The sequence below is a fragment of the Archangium violaceum genome, from assembly GCF_016859125.1.
GTDB classification, from domain to species: domain Bacteria; phylum Myxococcota; class Myxococcia; order Myxococcales; family Myxococcaceae; genus Archangium; species Archangium violaceum_A.
In genome coordinates, this window is the sequence record NZ_CP069338.1 from 6160370 (window position 1) to 6180698 (window position 20329).

General features: G+C 68.6%; 15 protein-coding genes. 6 read left to right on the top strand and 9 right to left on the bottom strand.

The genetic code is table 11. From position 1 onward, the window contains the following. Window positions 1-38: 38 nt before the first annotated feature. Genes JQX13_RS26425 through JQX13_RS26435 form a run of 3 tightly spaced genes read right to left on the bottom strand, consistent with a single transcriptional unit; the run spans window position 39 to window position 3686 of the window. A complete protein-coding gene (locus JQX13_RS26425; RefSeq protein ID WP_203411673.1) occupies window positions 39-1592 on the bottom strand; it encodes a hypothetical protein in 1554 nt (517 codons plus the stop codon). 11 nt (window positions 1593-1603) lie between these two features. Further along, a complete protein-coding gene (locus JQX13_RS26430) occupies window positions 1604-2275 on the bottom strand; it encodes a hypothetical protein (RefSeq protein WP_203411674.1) in 672 nt (223 codons plus the stop codon). Then, the gene (locus tag JQX13_RS26435) at window positions 2265-3686 is read right to left on the bottom strand and encodes a hypothetical protein (protein WP_203411675.1); all 1422 of its coding nucleotides are present in this window, start codon (window positions 3684-3686) and stop codon (window positions 2265-2267) included. The genes JQX13_RS26430 and JQX13_RS26435 overlap by 11 nt, the downstream gene beginning before the upstream one ends. Before the next feature lie 238 nt (window positions 3687-3924). Here JQX13_RS26435 and JQX13_RS26440 point away from each other — a divergent pair, with 238 nt between their 5' ends. Continuing rightward, window positions 3925-5784, top strand: a complete 1860-nt coding sequence (locus tag JQX13_RS26440) for a sensor histidine kinase (protein ID WP_203411676.1) — start codon at window positions 3925-3927, stop codon at window positions 5782-5784. Window positions 5785-5811: 27 nt separating this feature from the next. On the opposite strand, the gene JQX13_RS26445 is transcribed toward JQX13_RS26440, so the two are convergent. From JQX13_RS26445 to JQX13_RS26455, 3 genes are all read right to left on the bottom strand, one after another. Then, the gene (locus tag JQX13_RS26445; RefSeq protein WP_239015194.1) at window positions 5812-9387 is read right to left on the bottom strand and encodes a DEAD/DEAH box helicase; all 3576 of its coding nucleotides are present in this window, start codon (window positions 9385-9387) and stop codon (window positions 5812-5814) included. Window positions 9388-9537: 150 nt separating this feature from the next. Then, on the bottom strand, window positions 9538-11352 hold the full coding sequence (locus JQX13_RS26450) for a fibronectin type III domain-containing protein (protein ID WP_203411677.1): 1815 nt from the start codon (window positions 11350-11352) through the stop codon (window positions 9538-9540). A gap of 79 nt (window positions 11353-11431) precedes the next feature. Next, on the bottom strand, window positions 11432-13282 hold the full coding sequence (locus JQX13_RS26455; RefSeq protein ID WP_203411678.1) for a fibronectin type III domain-containing protein: 1851 nt from the start codon (window positions 13280-13282) through the stop codon (window positions 11432-11434). 168 nt (window positions 13283-13450) lie between these two features. Here JQX13_RS26455 and JQX13_RS26460 point away from each other — a divergent pair, with 168 nt between their 5' ends. Next, a complete protein-coding gene (locus JQX13_RS26460; protein WP_239015196.1) occupies window positions 13451-14929 on the top strand; it encodes a DUF2252 domain-containing protein in 1479 nt (492 codons plus the stop codon). 4 nt (window positions 14930-14933) lie between these two features. Here JQX13_RS26460 and JQX13_RS26465 read toward each other — a convergent pair whose 3' ends face one another. Then, window positions 14934-15560 (bottom strand): DUF2378 family protein, encoded by a 627-nt coding sequence (locus JQX13_RS26465; RefSeq protein ID WP_203411679.1) that lies wholly within the window; start codon window positions 15558-15560, stop codon window positions 14934-14936. A 178-nt stretch (window positions 15561-15738) separates the two neighbouring features. Between JQX13_RS26465 and JQX13_RS26470 the strand changes: the two genes are divergently transcribed. Continuing rightward, window positions 15739-15984, top strand: coding sequence for a hypothetical protein (locus JQX13_RS26470; protein ID WP_203411680.1), 246 nt, complete (start codon window positions 15739-15741; stop codon window positions 15982-15984). Window positions 15985-15990: 6 nt separating this feature from the next. Next, window positions 15991-16347: a hypothetical protein gene (locus tag JQX13_RS26475; RefSeq protein WP_203411681.1), complete on the top strand. Its 357-nt coding sequence runs from the start codon at window positions 15991-15993 to the stop codon at window positions 16345-16347. A 5-nt stretch (window positions 16348-16352) separates the two neighbouring features. Here JQX13_RS26475 and JQX13_RS26480 read toward each other — a convergent pair whose 3' ends face one another. Together JQX13_RS26480 and JQX13_RS26485 are read right to left on the bottom strand one after the other, a co-directional pair. Further along, window positions 16353-16931 carry a superoxide dismutase family protein gene (locus JQX13_RS26480; RefSeq protein WP_203411682.1) on the bottom strand — a complete coding sequence of 193 codons (579 nt, stop codon included), beginning with the start codon at window positions 16929-16931 and terminating at the stop codon, window positions 16353-16355. Between the two features lie 88 nt (window positions 16932-17019). Continuing rightward, on the bottom strand, window positions 17020-18627 hold the full coding sequence (locus tag JQX13_RS26485) for an N-6 DNA methylase (protein ID WP_203411683.1): 1608 nt from the start codon (window positions 18625-18627) through the stop codon (window positions 17020-17022). Between the two features lie 72 nt (window positions 18628-18699). On the opposite strand from JQX13_RS26485, the gene JQX13_RS26490 reads away from it, so the two are divergent. Together JQX13_RS26490 and JQX13_RS26495 are read left to right on the top strand one after the other, a co-directional pair. After that, window positions 18700-19599 carry a hypothetical protein gene (locus tag JQX13_RS26490; protein WP_203411684.1) on the top strand — a complete coding sequence of 300 codons (900 nt, stop codon included), beginning with the start codon at window positions 18700-18702 and terminating at the stop codon, window positions 19597-19599. Window positions 19600-19637: 38 nt separating this feature from the next. Beyond that, window positions 19638-20321, top strand: a complete 684-nt coding sequence (locus JQX13_RS26495) for a hypothetical protein (protein WP_203411685.1) — start codon at window positions 19638-19640, stop codon at window positions 20319-20321. Window positions 20322-20329 lie beyond the last annotated feature (8 nt).

Sequence of the window (20329 nt, forward strand, 5' to 3'; positions counted from 1 at the left end):
TGTGTTCAAAAGCGGCTGGACTTTGAAGGGGCCCCCCCTCAGGTGCGCACGAAGGCGCTCGCGTCGGGGAGTCCGCTGCCGGAGGTGTCGACGCCCAGGGCGGTCAGGACGCCCGAGAAGATATCGGGCTCGTTCGTCTCCAGCTTGCCTGGTCGTGGCTCTCCCGTGCGAGGGTCGAAGCCGTAGGTCAGCGCGGTGAGCGGGTCGATCCCTCCCAGCAGCGTGTTGCCCTTGAGCATCGGCGAGAGCATCAGGAAGCCATTGTTGAGGTCGTGCCCGGAGCTGAACTCCGTGGCATCGGCGGGCCGCGAGCGCGTGCGCCCGAACTCGGTCGCCACGTAGATGAGCGTGCGATCCCACAGACTCTCGCCGCTTGAGTCGAAGGGCTCCGCCTTGAGCAGGTCGACGAGCTTGTCCACCACGCCCAGCACCCGTGCCCACATGAAGGCCTGGCCGGAGCGATGCTCGGTGTGGCTGAAGTCGAAGGCCAGCGGTGGGTTGGCGATGTACTGGCTCGCGGTGCTGCCCACCGCCACGTTGAACGACGGGCCCAGTGTCACCGTCACCGACACCCGGTACTTGAGGAGCAGGAAGGCCAGCGCCGCCTGTCCCTGCACGGGGTCCGTCAGGTAGTCCGGGAAGGCCGCGCGCAGCCGCTCCCCATCGGGGGAGCTCGACAGGCCGTACTCGGAGAGCGGCAGGGCCGGCGGCTGGTCGGGCAGCACGTTGAGGCGGCTGATCAGCTCCTTCGCCTCCAGCATCGGTTGCCCCTCGATGCGCTGCTCGTTCCACCGCTGGAGCGCCGCCGCGTTCTCGAAGGTCTGCCCGAAGACCGAGCGTGAATCGAGCGTGTTGCGCGTGCGCCGGGCCATCTCCACCACGTCGCGAGGGGGAGCGTCCTTGATGCCCTTGCTGCCATCGAGGCCCAGCGGCCAGAGCGAGGCGTTGGTCACCACCTCGCCGTAGCAGTACGGGGGCAGCGAACCATCGGTGCCACGCTCGGAGTAGCCGCCCATCCCCATGTTCACGTTGGGGATGGGGAAGCTCGCGCCGTACTGGAGGGCCACGCACTCCTGCAGGGTGCGGCCCCGCCAGGCCCCGTTGCCCGTGAGGCTCCGCTTCTGCGCGATGACGTGGTTCACCGAGGTGCCCACCGTGGTGGCCACCAGCATGGAGTCCTTGTGCTTGCGTACGAAGGGCAGCTGATCCGTATTCACCGCCATGGGGATGTTGCCCAGCCGGGGGCTGCTCACCTTCACCGCCCGGAACGGGGAGCCGTCCACACCCTGCACGTGCTCGTCGGGGAAGGTGTTGAGCTTCGAGGCGTTGGCACCAGCCTCCGAGGCGCGCACCGCCAGGAAGCTGTCGACGATGGAGGCGCCCCCGGCGGCGCCCACCACGATGAGGAAGCGGGGCTTGCCATCGAGGCGGGCGCGGCGCACGCCCCCGAGCTGCTCGAGCGCGGCCGGGGTCGTGAGCGCATCGCGGCAGCCCGTCAGCAGGGGCCCCAGCGTCGCGGAGCCCGCCGCGCACAGCGACAGCGCCTTCAACATCTCCCGGCGCGAGAGCCGACCATTGTTGCGGAGTGACATGGGGTTTCCCTTTAGAAGAAGACGGACTCGGCGGAGGAGAGGACGACGAAGCAGGCGGCCTTCATCCAGTCCTGGCCGGGCGCCTGGCTGCTCGAGGATTCGATGTCGGTGGCCAGTTGCAACAACGTGCCCACCTCGGCCTCCGTGGGGTCTCGCAACAGCGCGCGCTGGTAGAGCGCGGTGATGGCGTTCTTCACCGGCGCCCCCTCCCGGTTGGCCAGGCGCCCCTGGGCGTCGAGCTCGATGCCCCCGAAGATGACGGCCTCCGAGGGTGTGGTGACGTCGAGCGAGACGCGCCGGGCGCAAGCCGCCGTCGCCACGCGGTCGACGGCGATGGGCGTGGTCACACCGGTGAAGGGCAGCGGCTCGTAGACGCCCAGACCGTAGGGGTCGACGCCTCCCAGGGTGACGATGTGCACGTTGGTGGTGCACGGGTACTGGCCCAGCTCGTTGCACACCTGCTCGGCCGGCAGCGACAGCGCCGCGGCGAAGTCGGAGGCCAGCCGCTCCGGGCCCTTGAAGCGCAGGTTGTTGCGCGAGGAGCGGGCCACGTCCGTGGAGGGGGGCGTCCCCGAGTCCACGGGCGGCGTGCCGGCGTCTTCTCCCGAGGGAGAGGGGGAGGGACAGGCGGTGAGGGCGCAGGCGCCGGACAGGAGCAACACGCGAAGGAAATCAGGGCGCACCGTAGGCCTCCGTGCGGATCAGATCGTGAAGCATGCGCTGCACGCGGTACTGGTGCGTGCCCTTGAAGCGCTGCCAGGTGGCGACGAACTCGGCGTGCTCCTCGGGGGTCGGGGCGTGGCCGATGAGCAGCTTCCAGTAGTCGGTGACGGTGGCGATGGCGAAGGCATCGCTGTTGGCCCCGACCTCCGCCCACTCGACGAGGTTGTTCACCTTCTGGCCGAAGATGTAGCCGGCCTCGGGCGTCTGGGTGATGGCCGGCGCGACGTCACGGAAGTACGTCTCGAGGCGGTCGGGGATGTAGCGCGCGGAGGTATTGTGAGCCTCGAGGGAGAGACCCTGGTAGTTGCGGAAGGGATAGCTCAGCGGATCCAGCGTGGCGTGACAGGCCGCGCAGGCCGTCGCCGTGACTCCCTTGTTGTCGAAGTCGCGGGGCTCGTCGGGCACGCTGTAGAGGCCCTCCTGCTTGGCGATGTCGTGGCCCAGGTACGCGCGGTAGGCCTGTGACGCGGCGTTGCGAGGCAGCGCGGTGAACATCACGAAGTAGATGAGGCTCCACGAGCTGGTGATGTTGCCCGCGCGGTGCGCCTCGTCGACGAACTGCGTCGGCAGTGACGTCACCATCGAGTAGCGCGTGGGGTTCGTATCCCGGCGCACGAAGTACTTCGCCGTCATCACATCGCGCGCGTCGTGGTCGTCGATCTGCGCGTAGGTGTAGAGCGCGTAGTCGTCATAGTAGTCGGCGAGGGGAATGGCGCCCTTGTCCTCACCGGCCTTGAGCGAGCCCACCGGGCGGATCTTCGGGTGCGCGAGCTTCCACAGCTGCCCGTTCTTGCCGCGCCAGAACTCGCTCTGGGTGCAGCGGTCGAGCTCGGCGTCGAGCCGCGTGCGCTGCTCGTCGGCGTTCAACGCGGCGAACTCCTTGAGCTGCGCATAGGTGGGGGATTGCCCGCAGAAGTCGAGCAGCACGCGCCGGTACGCGAAGCGCGTGTCGTAGCGGCACACGTCGTACTGGGGGTTGTGGGGGTTGGTGCCCGCCACGCAGCCGCCCGAGTCCACCGGGAAGCTGTTGGCGTCGGCCGGCTGGGTGCCGCGCTGGATTTCCTCCAGGTTCGACACGCCGTCCCCGTCGGCATCCGCCGCCTCGACGGCCCTCAGCGCGGTGGGGAGCGCGGCCGTGAAGTCACCGTCCGGCAACGGACGCGGCGCACCGGGAGCCAGGTGGGATTCCAGCCCGGCGCCGAAGGCGTTGCGCTGTGGCGGAGCGATGTGACAGTAGGTGCAGGCGGGCTGCTGCCCGGTGCAAGCGGGCGCCGAGGGATATGTGGCGCAGAACACGCCGCCCGCGTGTGGTTTGGCCAACGCCTCTCCGGACAAGAAGAGGGCGGCCCCCAGAATCAGTCGTCGAAGCACCAGTGCTCCTCGTGAATGGAGTATTTCAAGGCAAGCAGGATTATCCCAACGACTCTGACATGAAAAGTCGCGCGACGATTCCGTCAAAAAAAGCACCACAATCCCTCACATCTCGCTATTGGGAGGGGGATGTGCCTCATTCTCTCATTTGTCGGGAGCGCAACTTCGCTGGAAGATTTCACCCCAAACGGGCCAGGGATTGATGAACGCTGAGGGATTGGGGGGGTCACTCTCGGCCATGCCATCCCTTGCGGAGTTCATCGAGCGGAATCGAGAGTCGTTGCTGCTGCGGTACCGCGAGGAGGCGAGCAGGCTTCCGTCCGCCCGGGATGTGCGCCCCCAGGAGGTCATCGACAACCTCTCCGAGTATCTCGACACCCTGCGTGCGCCCTCCCGAGCGCAGCGCGGGGACCCTGGCTATACCCGGGGACGTCTGGAAGAGGCCCACCTCGGACGGCGCCTGCGATTGGGTTACACGCTGGAGGATGTGAAGGCCGAGTTCGCCCTCCTCGAGCGGCTCCTCTCGGGTCTCTGGACGTCCCTCCCTCCCAACCAGCAGCCCGCTTCCGAGGACATCCGGCTCCTTTCCGGCTGGATTCGAGCCGCCATGGAGCACGCCGAGTCCGTCTTCGACGAGCAACGACTGCGTGAGGAGCACCAGCGCTCGGCTGTCGAGCACGAGCGGCGGAGGCTCACCACCATCCTGGAGAGCATGTCCGAGGCCTTTCTCTCCTTCGATCGGGATTGGCGCTTCACCTACGTCAACCGTGAGGCCGAGCGCTTCATGGGGATGTCGCGCGAGCAGGTGCTGGGCCGCGATCACTGGGAAGTCTTTCCCGCCACCCTGGGGACGAAGGTGGAGCACTACTACCGGCGCGTGGCCGCCGAGCGCATTCCGCTCTCCTTCGAGAACTACTACATCCCCTGGGATCGCTGGTTCGAGTTCCACGTCTACCCCATCGACGAGGGGATCGCCGCCTACTGTCAGGACATCTCCGAACGGAAGCACCGCGAGGAGGAGCGCGAGGAGCTCCTCCGTGAGCAGACCCGTCTGCGCGAGCAGGCCGAGGCCGCGCTGCTCCAGAGCCGGCGCGCGGTGGAGGTGCTGGAGCATGGGGATCCCTTCATCCTGCTCGACAGTGACTTCCGCATCATCCAGGTGAACAAGAACCAGGAGCTCGTCAGCCAGAAGAGACGCGAGGAGGAGCTCGGCCGTGTCCTCTGGGATGTCTTCCCCGCCATCAACAATCCCGAGTCCGCGTACTGGCGTGAGTACCACCGCGCGATGGCTGAGCGGGTCCCCGTGCACTTCGAGGAGTACTATCCCCCGCAGGACCTCTGGGCGAGCGTGAGCGCCTACCCCACCGCGGAGGGCGGGCTGGCCGTGTTCCTCCGGGACGTCACCGAGCGCAAGCGCGCCGAGCAGTTCCGCGATCGGTTGATGGGCATCGTCAGCCACGATCTGCGCAGCCCGCTCCACGCCATCACCCTGGCCGCCGAGACGCTGCTACGCCGGGAGAGCCTCTCCGAGTCCGTGCTCGTCCGGGTGCGGCGCATCGTCCAGAGCGGGGAGCGCATGTCGCGGATGATCACCGACCTGCTCGACTTCACCCGCGCCCGAATGGGCGGTGGCATTCCCCTGCAGCGCCGGCCCGGAGATCTGGTGGAGTTGGTGCGCACCACGCTCGAGGAGTTCGACATGACGCACCCGGGCCGCATCGTGTTCTCCCATGGCCAGGGCCCCTACACCGGGGAGTGGGATCTGGATCGGCTCGCCCAGGTCATCTCCAACCTCGTGGGCAATGCGTTGAAGCACGGGGCCGGGAGTACCCCGGTGACGCTGGACCTCCGCGAAGAGGGCCAGGAGATCGTCCTCGTGGTGACGAACCAGGGCACGCCCATCCCCGAGTCGCTGCTTCCTCATGTCTTCGATCCCTTCCGCCGCTCCGCGGACAGCTCGCGCCAGGGGTTGGGGCTGGGGCTCTACATCGCGCAGCAGATCGTCCTGGCCCACGGCGGCTCCATCACCGCGAGCTCCAACCCGGTCGAGGGCACCACCTTCTCCGTGCGGCTGCCCCGCGGCTCCGTCCCATCCTGACGCCCGTGTGCCCGAGCGTGTTCGCGCTCAGTGCACCGTTCGGGTGCGAGGCGTCTCTTCTTCGTCGGCCCGCTCGCGTGGCCCTTCGCCGCCCGCGAGCAGCGCGAGGAGATCCTTCGTCGTGAGCCGCGCCGCCGCGTTCGTTCCCTCGAGCACGCCCGAGATGAGCGCGCGCTTGTCCGAGTGCAGCGAGAGGATCTGCTCCTCGATGGTTCCCCGGGCGATCAGCCGGTACACCGTCACCGGCCGCGTCTGCCCGATGCGGTGCGCGCGATCCGTCGCCTGGTCCTCGACCGCGGGGTTCCACCAGGGATCCAGATGGATGACGTAGTCCGCGGCGGTGAGGTTGATGCCGGTTCCGCCTGCCTTCAGGGAGATCAGGAACAGGTCACCCTCTCCGGCCTGGAAGGCGGCGATCCGCTTCGCCCGGACCCCCGCCGGAGTGGAGCCGTCGAGGTAGAGGTATGTGAACCCCGAGCGCTCCAGCTCTTCCCGGACGAGCTCGAGGTGCGAGGTGAACTGGCTGAAGACGAGCGCGCGGTGACCCTCGTTGCGCAACTCCTCGAGCAGCTCGAGCAGGCGCCGCATCTTCGAGGACGAGAGGGTGGACTCCGCGTCGTACAGGCGCGGGTGCGAGGCGAGCAGGCGCAGCCGCGTGAGCGCCGCGAGCACCTGGAAGCGATGCTGCTCGTCGCGAAGACCCTTGCCCTGGGCACTGACCTCGGCGACCGCGGCCAGGCGCGCGTCCTCGTACAGCGCCCATTCCTCCTCGGAGAGCGCGACCGGGACCTGGATCTCCGTCCGAGGAGGCAGCTCGCGCGCGACCTCCTGTTTGGTCCGGCGCAGCAGGAACGGACGGATGACGCGGGAGAGTGCCCCCTGGGCGTCGGGGTCCTTTCCGCGTTCGATGGGCGCCGCGAAGCGTTCGCGGAACTGCTCCCAGCTTCCGAGCAGACCGGGGAAGACGAGCGCGAAGATGCTCCACAGCTCGCCGAGATGGTTCTCGAGCGGTGTGCCCGAGAGCGCGATCCGGAAGCCCGCCTGGAGCTGCCGTGCCGCGCGTGCGCGTCGCGTGTTCGGGTTCTTGATCGCCTGGGCCTCGTCGACGACGAGCGTGCCGAAGGGGATGGCCCCCAGTTGCGCGGCATCGCGCACGAGCAGCCCGTAGCTCACGATGAGCACGTCGCGCTCCTTCGACTTCGCGAGGCACGCCATCCGGTCCGTCTGCTCCGCGTAGAGGATGGGGCGGAGCGTTGGTGCGAAGCGATGGATTTCCTCGACCCAGTTGAAGGCGACGGACGTAGGTGCGAGCACCAGCGCGGGGCCGAGACGGGCGCGATCCAGCAGGATCGCGAGCGCCTGGATCGTCTTGCCCAGGCCCATGTCGTCCGCGAGGCACGCACCGGCGCCCCATGCGGCGACGCGGCTGAGCCAGGCATGGCCTTCCACCTGGTAGTCACGCAGGGTCGCCGCGAGCGCGGCGGGGGGCTTGGGCTTGAGGGAGAGCGAGGTCGCGAGGCGCTCGGTCAACAGCTGCCACGCGGGTGGGGTCTCGACGTCCGCCCCCGCGTCGAGCAGCGCGTTCATCGCCGGGACGGCGCCCGGGGACAGCTCCATCCGGTTCTTGCCGACGAAGGTGTGGTCCGCCACCGCGAGCAGCCGCTTCCGCAGGGTGTCGCCGAGCTCGACCCAGCGGTGTGCATCCATGCGCACGAAGCGCTTCTGTCTCCGGGCCGCATCGAGCAGCACCGCCAGCTCGAGCCTTCCCGCTTCGACCTTCAGCTCTCCCGAGACGCCGAACCAGTCGCGCTTGCGCTCGATCTGCACCCTCAACGCCTCGGCGCCGACGGAGGACGTGATGAAAGGCCTTTCGTCGACCCACTCGACCTCGAGCCCCGGTGGCGGATGCTGGAGCGCCGCGACGAGCTGCAGGGCGGCGTCGGTGTCGCCCATCCGGAAGCAGAAGGGGGGGCCTTCCTCGGCCCCGGCGAGCGGAAGCGGGCGCAGCGCGGCGCGGGCGCGCTCCTCCTCGAGCAGCAACTGGCGGCGGACGTAGCCTCGCTCGCCTCCTCGGGCGAGCAGCACGTCCCGAGGCCCGACCCCGGGGTGGTACAGCGGCGCTCCCGCGCCAGGGCGCACGAGCAGCTCGAGCTCGAGGGAGACGTCGGGGAGCAGGCGGAGCCGGACGACGGTGGTGCTCTCCAGCTGGAGCTCCCGGCCCTTGATCGTCTCCGGCACGACGAGGGGGAGCCGCGCCTCCAGCCGGGAGAGCCGCTCGAGCAACCGCTCGTGGCTCTCCGGTGGGAACCGGTCGCCGTGCTTCTCGAGCACGTTCCACAGCTGGCGCGCATCGTCGTTCACGTCGATCAGCAGGCAGCGGCATCGGCCACGCTGCTCCTCGACCGTGAACAGCGGCTCGCCGGGCGCGAACGTGCGGAGGAGGGCGGCGAGGAGCTTCGGATTGAAGCGCTCTCCCGCGATCGACGGCTCGAGGTGGATGTGCTCGTCCGCCGCGAGCGCCGTGAACCCGAGGCGCACGCGCTTCACCTCGATCGGCTCCTCGGGGCGCAGGTCGAGCGAGACGCGCGGATGTCCGGCCAGCGCGGCGAACGCCCGTGAGGGGTAGGTGCCCGTGGCGCGCGAGGCCGGCGCCCAGGACGCGAGCTGTTCCGCGATGTGGAGATCCGCTTCCGAGAGCAGCTCCCGGTGCTCCTCGAGGAGGCGTGCCGCCGTCATCCGGGCACCCGGGCTGAGCGTGCCGCGACGGGTCTGCTTCTTCACGAGCGGCGACACCGTGAGCGTTCCGAGCTCATGCTCGATGCACCACCAGATCTCGAGCTGCGCGCGGGGCTTCGTTGCCTCGGCTTCGAAGCGCTCGAGCTCCTTCAGCGCTCGTGCCCAGCTCGGACGAAGAATCTCCTCCGCCAGGGCCCGGGCCTCCGCGACGCGGGCGGGGTTCTCGAGGAGGTCGAGTGTCGTGTCGAGCAGCGCGAGCGCGTGGGTGCATCCACGAGACCGCGACGAGCAGTTGCACTCGATCCGGGCCTCTCCGGCGCCGGTGAACGTCAGCCGCGCGGAGCCGGCGACCGTGTTGTAGTCGGGGCCCCCACGCACCAGGCGATCGCGCTCCTTCCACGAGAGGGCACACGCCGCCGCGTCGAAAGTCCACGTTCCCTCCGAGCGCCGCTCACGTGAGCGCGGGAAGGCATTGGCCCGGATGGTGCGGCGGAGCTCGAGCAGGCGCGCCCAGAGTGGCGCGATCGCGGTGTCGGGGTGCTCCTCGCGACGCTCGCGCTCCTCCGCGATTCCTCGCTGAACGGACTCCGCCTCCTGCTGAAGGTAGGCCCGCGCGGCCTCCGCGAGCGCGGTCTCGAGTCCCTTCCCTCGTGCGCCCGCGTAACGGAGCGCACCCTCTCTCGAGCCGATGTCGCGCACCGCGAGTCCGTTGAGCGCGTGCCGGAGCGCGTTCCGCTGGGGCTCGTTGAGCGGCAGCTCCGAGAACAGGACCTCCGCGGACAGCGTGAGTGCATGCGGGACGGAGTGGGCTTCCGCCCAGGCCTCGAGCTCCCTGCGGGTCGAGAAGGACAGCTCTTCGGGGGGCACGGCGGCGGACTCTAACCACGTCGCGCCAGGGACGCCTAGAAACTCCTACACGGGGAACGCCCGCCAGGCCGCCATCCATGCGGCGGCCCGCCGGGTAGCACCTCGGACCTCGCCCGAGGTCCGAAGTCCGAGGTGCCTCACTTGGAGTCCCTACCGGAAGCTGTCCAGGAAGGGGCGATGGCTGCTGGAGAACTCGGAGTTGTAGTACTTGTCCCAGTTGATCGACCAGGTCATCAGTCCCTTGAAGTCGGCGTAACCGGCCGGATTGCGGAGGACGTAGCTACCGCCGAAGGACTGCCCCTTGATGAGGTAGGTGAGCGCCTTCTGGACATTGGCGGGAGTCGTATAGCCGCCGCCCGCCGCCTGGGGAGAAGCGGGCAGGCCGAGCACCACCTGGTCGGGCCGGAGCGCCGGGAAGACGTTGCTCGTGTTCCCCGCGACCGGGAAGCCCTGCAGGAGCATCTCCGCCATGGCCACGTGGAAGTCCGCGGTGCCCTGCGAGTACGAACGGCCATCCAGCGCCGTCAAGGAGCCGGTGTTGTAGTGCTGCACGTGCAGGTACGTCAGTTGGTTGCGCAGCGCGTGGATGACCGGGAGATAGGCGCCCCACGGTCCGCCGTAGGCCGTGTAGCCACCCTGGACATACGCGGTCTCGGGAGCCATCGTCAGCAGGAAGCCGGAGCCGTAGCTCGCGGCGATCTGCCGGACGGCGTCGATCAGATTGACGATCTTCGGCGTCTTCGGGTTGCGGAAGTCGGTGTCTCCGCCGTCGAGCGCCAGGGAGCTGCCTTCCAGATCGATGTCCATGCCGTCGAACCCATACGTGTCGATCAGCGACTTCATCGTGGTGATGAAGTTCTGTTTGGCCGAGGACGTGGTCAGCTCGATCGTTCCGTTGGCGCCACCGATGGAGATGAGCACCTTCTTGCCCTGGCTCTTCAGGTACGCGACGTCCGCCTTGAATTCGGCGACGGTGGCGTTGTAGGGCGTGAACACCATGTTGCCGGTCGTCGAGCCGCCGCTCGGCTCGGCGAAGGCGACCTGGATGACGTTGTAGCTCGGGGAGATGTCACGCAGACGGATGTTCGTCGAGCCGTTGTCGAAGTTGTGCCAGTAGCCGACGATGACCTTGCTGCCAGCCTGCGGGGCGCTCATCGTGGTCGCGGAGGCGCTGACGCTGGATGCGGAGCGGTTGCCAGCGGCATCACGGGCCTTCACGGTGAAGGTATAGGTGGTGCTGGGGGAGAGGCCGGAGACGGTGGCGCTGGTGCTGGCGGTGGTGGCAGCCAGGGTGGAGCCGACGAAGACCTCGTAGCCGGTGACGCCCACGTTGTCGGTGGAGGCGTTCCAGGCGAGGGAGACGCTGTTGCTGGTGGTGCCCGTGGAGCGCAGGCTGGTCGGAGCGGTGGGCGCCTGGGAGTCGGCGATCTGCGGGTCGGTGGTGATGCTGAAGGCGGAGCTTGCGGCGGAGCGGTTACCAGCGGCGTCGCGGGCCTTCACGGTGAAGGTATAGGTGGTGTTGGGGGAGAGGCCGGAGACGGTGACGCTGGTGCCGGTGGAGCTGGCCGCCAGGGTGGAGCCGGAGAAGACCTCGTAACCGGTGACACCGACGTTGTCGGTGGAGGCGCTCCAGGAGAGGGAGACGCTGGTGGAGGACTTGGAGGTGGAGGTGAGGCCCGAGGGAGCCGAGGGGGCCTGGGTATCGGAGCTGCCGGCCTTCTCGAGCCAGAGGGCGGCGACGTTGGGCGGCTCCCAACCCGGGAGGGACTGATGGGCCTGACGGCACTCATAGCCCTTGCCGCCGTAGGTGACGGTGTCGGCGACGGCATAGTTGGTATAGGCCGCCCAGGCGCCGCGGTCGGCGGCGGAGGCCAGGGCGGGAATCAGGCTGAGCACCAGCGCGAAGACGACCGTCAGTGCGAACGCCTGTTCCCCCAGACGTCGGGTCAATTGTTGCAGGTTCATCGGTGATTCCTCACAGCAGGGGATGAGAGAGCGCCACGGTAGGCGCGGGTACAACGCCTCCCGTGGAAGTGTTTGGGAATTACTTCAGGGCATCGAGATAGGGCCGGTGGCTGTTCGTGAACTCGTAGTTCGCGAAGGCGTCCCAGTTCACCGACCAGGACATCAGTCCCCGGAGGCTCTTGTTGTTCGCCACATTGCTGCGCACGGTGTAGGAGCCGATCGGAATTCCCTTCACCAGGGCATCCACCGCCTTCTGCACTTCCGCGGGAGCCGTATAGCCGCCGCCCGCATTGACATTGGCTGGAAGCCCGATGGCCACCTGATCCGGACGAAGCGCGGGGAAGAAGTAGCTCGGGTTCTTGCCGACGGGGAACCCGGTGAGCAGCATGTCGGTCATCGCGACATGGAAGTCCGCGTTGCCCATGTTGTGATACTGGTCGTCGAGCCCCGTGATCGGTCCGGAGTTGTAGTCCTGGACCTGCAACCAGCTGAGGATGTCCCGGAGCGCGTGGATGACCGGCAGGTAGGCTCCGGCGCGGGTGTCGCAACCCAGGCAGCTGCCGCCGTAGAACGAATACCCGAGCTGCACGAAGAACGTCTCCGGCGCCATCGTGAGCACGAACTTCGAGCCGAAGTGGTCGCGCACGGCGCGGATGGCGGAGATCAGATTCTTGATGAGAGGGGTCGTCGGATTCCTGAAGTCCGAATCACCGGAGTTGAGCTGCAACGAATGGCCCTCGAAGTCGATGTCCATTCCGTCGAACCCGTACTTCTCGATGATGGAGATCATCGAGTTCACGAAGGCGGTCCTGGCCGCCTCGGTCTCCAGCCGGACCTGGCCGTTGGCGCCGCCGATGGAGATGAGCACCTTCTTGCCCTGGCTCTTCAGGTACGCGACGTCCGCCTTGAAGTCGGCCTCGGTGGAGTTGTAGGGCGTGAAGCCAATCGTGCCTCCCGTCGCGCCGTTCGTCGGCTCGGCGAAGGAGACGTTGATCACATCCCACTTCGGAGAGACATTGCGCAGCCGGATGAAGCCAGAGCCGTTGTCGAAGTTGTGCCAGTAGCCGATGAGGATCTTGCTGGGGATGTCGCCCGTGGACGTGGCGAGCGTCGTCGCGGAGGCGCTGACGCTGGCGGCGGAGCGGTTGCCAGCGGCATCACGGGCCTTCACGGTGAAGGTATAGGTGGTGCTGGGCGAGAGGCCGGAGACGGTGGCGCTGGTGGCGGTGGTGGTCGCCGCCAGGGTCGAGCCGCCGACGAATACCTCGTAGCCGGTGACGCCGATGTTATCCGTGGAGGCGTTCCAGGTGAGGGAGACGCTGTTGCTGGTGGTGCCCGTGGAGCGCAGGCTCGTCGGAGCGGTGGGCGCCTGGGAGTCGGCGATCTGCGGGTCGGTGGTGACGCTGAAGGCGGAGCTTGCGGCGGAGCGGTTGCCAGCGGCGTCGCGGGCCTTCACGGTGAAGGTATAGGTGGTGTTGGGGGAGAGGCCGGAGACGGTGACGCTGGTGCCGGTGGTGGTGGCCGCGAGGGTGGAGCCGGAGAAGACCTCGTAACCGGTGACGCCGACGTTGTCGGTGGAGGCGCTCCAGGAGAGGGAGACGCTGGTGGAGGATTTGGAGGTGGAGGTGAGGCCCGAGGGAGCCGAGGGGGCCTGGGTGTCGGAGCTGCCGGCCTTCTCGGTCCAGAGGGCGGCGACGTTGGGCGGCTCCCAACCCGGGAGGGACTGATGGGCCTGACGGCACTCATAGCCCTTGCCGTCGTAGGTGACGGTGTCGGCGACGGCATAGTTGGTATAGGCCGCCCAGGCGCCGCGGTCGGCGGCGGAGGCCAGGGTGGGAAGCAGGCTCAGCACCAGTGCGGCGATGAACGCCAGTGCGAACGCCTGTTGCCCCAGACGTCGGGTCAGCTGTGGCAAACGATGGATGAGCATCCTGGCTCTCCTTTGGTGAGCGGCACCCTTGGGCCCGAAGGTTGGCGAAGGGGGTCGTCACATGGAGAGGCGATCCATTTTTTTCGGGTCACTCAGGCTTTCCCGGCCTGGTGTTGAGATGTGTACGAACCTTCAATCCCAGCCGACTGGAATGCCTAGATTGGGTGGGTGCCCGTTCGTTCCAAGACTCGCGCCACGGCGCGTCATTCCGCCGCCCGCCGCTCCCGTCGCAAGCCCCGGATCGTGGTCCGGCATGATCTGACCGCACCGGAACCCGCGCCTCCGCTGATTCCCGAGCTCATGCCGAGCCGCCGGGAGCGCAAGCATCAGGGCCGGGTTCTGCGCGAGAAGACGCCGCGAGCGGAGCATTCCCGGTGGAATCCCCCGGCGGATCGGCCGGATCCCATCACGCTGCTGGAGGCCTCCAACAGCGGCCGGCTCCCGTCCCTCGTTCCCATCCGCCACGCGCGCATGCTCGAGGATCCGTTCGCCTTCCTCCGGGGCTCGGCCGTCGTCATGGCGAACGATCTGGCGCACACTCCTCATACGGGCATCAAGGTGCAGGCCTGTGGGGACGCGCACCTGGCCAACTTCGGCGTGTACGCCACCCCTGAACGCAACCTCGTCTTCGACGTCAACGATTTCGACGAGACGCTTCCCGCGCCCTGGGAGTGGGACCTCAAGCGGTTGGTGGCGAGCATCTGGGTGGCGGGTCGCTGCAATGGCGTGGCGGAGGCCCGGTGCGAGGAGGCGGTGGAGGCCAGCGTGCGCAGCTACCGCCGCTGGATGGGCAGGATGTCCCGCTGGTCCTTCCTCGACGTCTGGTATTCGTGCGTGGACGCCCGGGAGGTGCTGGAGTCGATTGGCCAGGAGGAGCGGGAGAGTACGGAGAAGACGCTCGCCCAGGCGCGCCGGCGGACCCAGTTGGCCACCCTGCCCAAGCTCACCGAGCTGCGCGAGGGTCGCCGCTGCATCATCCACGCCCCGCCCCTCGTGGTGCGCTCCCCTCGTGAGCACGCGGAGCTGCTGGCCGAGGTGCTCCAGGTCATGGCCGGGGGTTACCTGTCCTCGCTGCAGGGGGACCGCGGCACGTTGGTGCGGCGCTACCAGACGGTGGATGTGGCGCGCAAGGTCGTGGGCGTGGGCAGCGTGGGGACGCGTTGCTACATCGCGTTGCTGCTCGGCGCGCACGAGGAGGACCCTCTCTTCCTCCAGGTGAAGGAGGCGGGGCCGTCCGTGTTGGAGCCCTTCGCCGGCAAGAGCGCCTACCCCCATGCCGGGCAGCGGGTGGTGGAGGGGCAGCGGTTGATGCAGGCCGCCAGCGACATCTTCCTCGGCTGGTGCCAGGTGGGCGGACGCGACTTCTACGTGCGCCAGCTGCGCGACATGAAGGGCAGCATCGACGTGGAGCGCCTGTCACCCCGCGGGCTACGCGAGTACGCCTCGCTCTGTGGTCAGACATTGGCCCGGGCCCACGCGCGTGGGGGAGACGCGGCCATGCTGCGCGGCTATCTCGGCCGGAGCGGGGCGTTCGACCTGGCCCTGTGTCGCTTCGCGCGCGCCTACGCCGACCAGACCGAGCAGGACTTCGCCCTCTTCCAGAAGGCGGTGCGCAGCGGCCGGCTCCTGGCCCACGAGGAGTCCTGAAGGACTACCAGGAGACCTCCAGGTCGATGCTGAGGTCTCCGGTCTTCCGCGCGCGGACGCTCACGAGCTTGATGCCCAGCTTCTGGGCGATCGCCCACGCCCCTCCCTCATGGTAGGCGAGCGGCAGGAAGGTGCGCTGGATGGTGATGACGCCACTGTTCGGCCCCGTCCACGACACCGCGGGCTTTCCATAGGTCGTCACGACCCAGTAGAGCGTCTGCAGGGCGATCATGAACTGCTGGGGACCTCCTCCGGCCTGTTGCAGCGCCGTGCGCCCGACGGCGGTCTCCATGTAGCTCTGCCCCGCCTTGAACCCGATCTGTCGCAGGGCCTCCTCGAAGTTGTCGTTGTACCTGGGGCTCAGCGCGCGAGCCGCCGCGGAGAGCAACAGCAGCAGCGAGCGGGTGGGATAGTTGAAGAACTCCGCGAAGGACTTCTCCCCGCTGGCCGCCAGGCAGCGCTGCACCATGGCCTCGTTCTGCCCGAGCTCCCGCACCACGCGCAGCATGGAGGTGAACAGGAATCCCCGCGTGGTGTGCTGGGGCGTCGCCAGGCTCAACCGGTGCTGGAGATCCTTCTCGGCGTCGTACGCGATGTCGTTGCCCGGATTCGACTCAGTACCCATTCGCATTCCAGCGGCATCGAGTTGGGGGGGGCGCGGCGCCGCGTCACCGGATACTACAACGGGATGGCCCCAGACAGTCTCACTCTTGGTACGTCCTATTTGAAGGAGCCTACCCAGCCGGGCGGGTGAGCGCTCGGGCGCTCCATCTGGAACCTGGCGTCCGACGCTCATGTCAGGGGCCTCGATGCCCCTGGATTCCTCTCCTCCGAAGCGCTGGTTCGACTCTCCGCGTGTCTGCTGGCCCGCACTGGGGGCCGCCCTGGTTCTCGGCCTTTCCACGTTGGTCATGGGGTTCGCCCTGGATGATTATATCCACCTCCTCATTTTCGAGGGACAGTGGCCCCTGGGCTCGCCCTTCGAGCTCTTCCGCTTCGCCGGAGGCAGTCCCGAGGGCATGCGACGCATCGTGCAGGAGGGCCCCTATCCCTGATGGCCGTTGCCCGAGATGATCCGCACCAGTGATGCCGAGCAGGCCGTCCGGAGCCCGGCGCACATGCTCGGCGAGGGCGTGCAGGTGTCGCTGGAGGGAATGAAGGTGACGGTGCTGGCCGCGGACGCCCAGGGGCCCACGCGGCTGGGCTTCGACTTCGATGCGCCGCTCGAGGAGCCCTCGCTCGTGTTCCTGCATTGGCGGGAGGGCGTTGCACCGGCTCATGCCTCCGCCGCGGGGGGCACGGCTGGAGCTCTCGACCGTGAAAGGTGGAGCTCCGGCGCAACCGTTGTGAGGAGGCTTCGCGGACGGAGGGCCGGGCCGAGGCGCCACAACCCCGGGCCCGGCACTCCCTTCGCGTGAGACGTCTACTTCTGCGCCTGCACGAGGCCGCAGGCGATGCGGTCACCCGCGTTGCCCGCGGGGTCGCTCTTGTAGTCATCCGCGGTGGCATGGACGACGATGGCCGCGCCGTCCTGGTCCTGCACGTCCTTCATCGCGAGGCCGTGGGCGAAGAAGTCGAACTGCACCTTGCCATCGGCGTTCACGTAGAGGTTGGGCAGGTCACCCTCGTGCTTGCCCTCGGCCGCGAGGACGCCGTGCTTCTTCTTGGCCGGGTTGAGGTGGCCTCCGGCGGAGGTGAAGGCAGGGGCCTCGCACTTGCCCGTCTGGTGGATGTGGATGGCGTGCTCGCCGGGGGGAATGTTGGAGAGCGAGCCCTTCACGAGCATTCCATGAGGCGTCTCGGTGAGCGTCACCGTGCCCACGGATTGGCCCTTCGCGTCCTTCACATCGGCGGTGGCGCCAGCCGCGGCCCCGGTCTTCGTGGCGGCCTTCTCCTCCTTCTTGGCGGCGGCCTTCTCCTTGGCGGTGGGGGCCTTGCCCTGGGCGAGCGCGGGGCCGGCGAAGCAGAGGACGGTTGCGGTGAGCAGCGCGCGGATTTTCATGAACGGTGTCTCCTTCTCTGCGGGAATTCCCGATTCCGGACTTCCGGATCGATAGAGAAGGTGGACACTAATGCGTCGGACACATTCCTCAAGGCTGGAGAGCAGCCAGGGGAACAGGAACGACACGTGAGGCGCCATAGACGGGGGCCCAGCGCTGCTGCACGTCGGGGCCGTTGAGGAAGCGCACGATTGTCCGATAGGCGACTAGCGGACCGCCGAGCGCCTCCGCCCACGCCAGCCCGCGTGGGGAGAGATTGGGAACGAGCGGACCCAGCTCGGCCTCGGAGCGCGTGACGCGGGTGATGTCGAGGCCCTCGTCGCGCACGCGTTGGGGGACGAGCAGGGGCGCGAAGCGGGCGTGGCGGTGGTCGTGCACGCAGCCTTCCTCCTCCAGGAGCGCGGCGGACAGGGGCAGCTCGCGCACGTTGAAGAGGAGCTTCACGGCGCCGCGGTGGGGATCCCACGGGCCGCGCAGGCGGTGATCTCCGCGAGGGATGAGGCGTCGATCCAGGTAGCAGAAGGCGCGAGCCTCGGAGGGGAGGGTGCCGCGGTGACGCGCTCCGGCGTAGCGGAAGAAGGGGCGCACGCACGCGGGCTCCACCGTGAAGGGCGGGCCTTCCTTCAAGGCGCGCAGCTTGGGCAGCAGGGCCTCGGGGATGGAGTGGGCGCGGGCGAACCGGTCGAGCTCCTCCAGGGGCGTACGAGCGAAATCCTCGAGACGTTCGAGGAGCCGTCGTGGCTCCTCATCCACCAGCAACTCGTCGAAGCGCGTCTTCACGCCGGGAAGGCTCACCGGGACGAGTGTGTCGAGCGGCTCGCCCTCGGAGCGCCAGCGAGCATCGAGCCATGCGGCCTCGGGAGGAGTCGGAGCGAGACGCCACTCGGGGGCCTCGGGAGTGAACGGTGTCGACACCTGCCCCTCGCCCCCTGGGAGAGGGACGGGGTGAGGGTATGGCGTGAACACGGGTTGAACCCGCGAATCCGGAGGCGACGTCCACACGGTGATGCACGTGCGGACCTGCGTGCCGGCGAAGGCACCCGGGCCGAGGTCCACCACCTCGCGCAGGGACAACATCCCCAGAAGCGCGGCACGAAGGGGCGCGTAGAGGAAGGCGTCGAGGAGGCTGGTGGGGGTGATGAAGGCGAGCACGCCGGGGCGCGAGGAGAGCCGGTGCGCGGCGAGCAGGAGGAAGAAGGCGAAGTCATCGCGCAGGCTGGTGCCCGGAGGGAGCGCGAGCGGCAGCAGGGCGCGCAGTCGAGCGTAGGCGTCGCGATCCTTCAGGAGCGCGGAGGTGCCGTTATAGGGCGGGTTGCCGATCCACATCTCGCGATGGGCCGGGGGGAGGCGCGAGAGCAGGGGTTCGAGCCCGCCGCGCAGGGCATCACCCACGCGGATGTCCGCGCCGGAGAGGCGGGTCTGACAGGCGTGGGCCACTTCGGGGGAGAGCTCCAGGCCGGCGAGGTGGGCGTCGGGCCGGGCGCGAGCCGCGGCGGCGAGGAAGGCACCGGCACCGCAGGCGGGATCCACCACCGCGAGCGGTCCATCCCCGGCGTACGCGAGGGCGAGTGCCAACGTCCGCTCCACCAGCGGCGCGGGTGTGTAGAAGGCACCCATCGCGCGCCGGTCGAGACCGGGGAACTGGTGGACCAGCGCCTCCTCGTCGAGGAGGGGCGGAGCGGTGGGGGCACGCGGCATCCGGCCGCCATACTACTCCGGGCGGCTTTCCTTGCCGGGCCGGGCCGTAGCAACATGGCCTCCAGAGCTCACATGTCGCCTCCACCGTCGAAACCGAAGGTTCCCACCACGGGTGTGCCGCTGGGGGCAGATGACGACTCGCCCACCGTGGTCGAGCCGCGCAGGCTCATGCTCCCGAGAGCCCCCGTCCGGTCGCGCGGTGACGATTTCGAGGATGTTCCCACCAACCCGGGGCGTCCGCCCTTCGCCAGGCCGGGCACGAGCCCCAGGATGCCGGACCTCAACGGAGAGACCACCAGCCCGGGCAGCCCGGCCTTCACGGGGGTGGCCCCCGAGGTCCGCCAGAGTCGCTGGCATGATCGCTCCGCGGCGCCACGGGGCGTGCTTCCGGCCGAGGTCATCTCGAAGGGCCTGGACGAGGCGCTCCAGAAGGCCGCGCGCGCGAAGGCACCCGTGGGGGCCACGCGTGAGCAGCTCAAGACGGACTGGCTGCCCCTGCTGCGCCAGGTGGTGGAGCAGACCGGTGGGGACGGGTTGGATGTCTATGTCACGCAATTGCTGTCACCACCGGGCCGCACGGCGATGACGCCCCTGGTGGACGACCTGGCCGCGGGCATGGAGCGGCTGAATGCCGCGCTGGATGCGCCCTCCCTGCTGGCGGTGGCGCGGGAGCTCCAGGCCGTGGTGGCGCGGGCCCTGGGCGAGCTGGCGCCGCGAGCCATTTCGCTCGACCTGCAGGAGCGCGAGCTGGACGGCCGTGTCGATGTGGACATGCTGCTGTTCATCCGCTTCGCCTCGAACGCCGAGCTGTCCGAGCGGCGGAGCCATGCGGGGAAGACCTTGGAGGACCTGCGGCAGCAGATGCGCGCGCTGTCGGGGATGCAGCCGGGTGGGTTGTTCTCCAGCTTCGCCCGGGTGAAGGTGGAGAAGCGCGTGATGGATGCCGAGGCCCGCCGTCGTGGTGGGAGCTGAACCGGCTCCGGACTTTCGAACACAGGAGGCGCAGCGGAATGGAAGGCGTTCAGCGGCTGGTCGCACGTCGCGTGGAGAAGATGCTGGATGCGCTCGCGGCCCAGGTGGCGCGCGGGCGGGCGGGGGAGGACGTTCCGACCTTCAACCTCACCCTGCACCTGGCGCAGGGGGTGAGGCTGTCGGGGGTGTTGCTGGACTACCTGCCGCGCGAGGCCATTCTCCTGGCCTCGGCGAAGGAGGGCCTGCTGTCGCGCGGCGAGGCGGTGACGTACGTGGAGTTCTCCTCCGTCATCGCGGTGACGGTCGAGCCCCCGGCGTTGCTCAACCAGGTGCCCTTCCTCGTGCGGCCCGCGCTCAACCGGGAGGATCTGCTGCGGCACGCGGAGAAGCTGGCCCTGGGCCTCACCGAACAGTTCTGGCCCGGTGAGCAGAAGCTCGGCGGCAAGCCCCTGAGCTTCGAGGTGGACTGGGTGGAGCTGGATACGGAGCCCGGACGGCGCGCGCTCGAGGACGCGATGAACGCGGTGGCGCACGCGCTGCGCCTCATCGGGAGGGAGCCCAACGGGCGGGACACCCTGAAGCGTATCTCCCGGGTGATGTTCGCCAGGGGCCGCAACACGGCGGCCTCGCTCGAGGGCGACACGGGGAGGATCTCGGTGGACCCCGCCGCTCCCGTGCCGCCCGCGCAGACGTTGCGCAAGGGGCTCGCCGCGGGCCTGTGAGCCCGCGG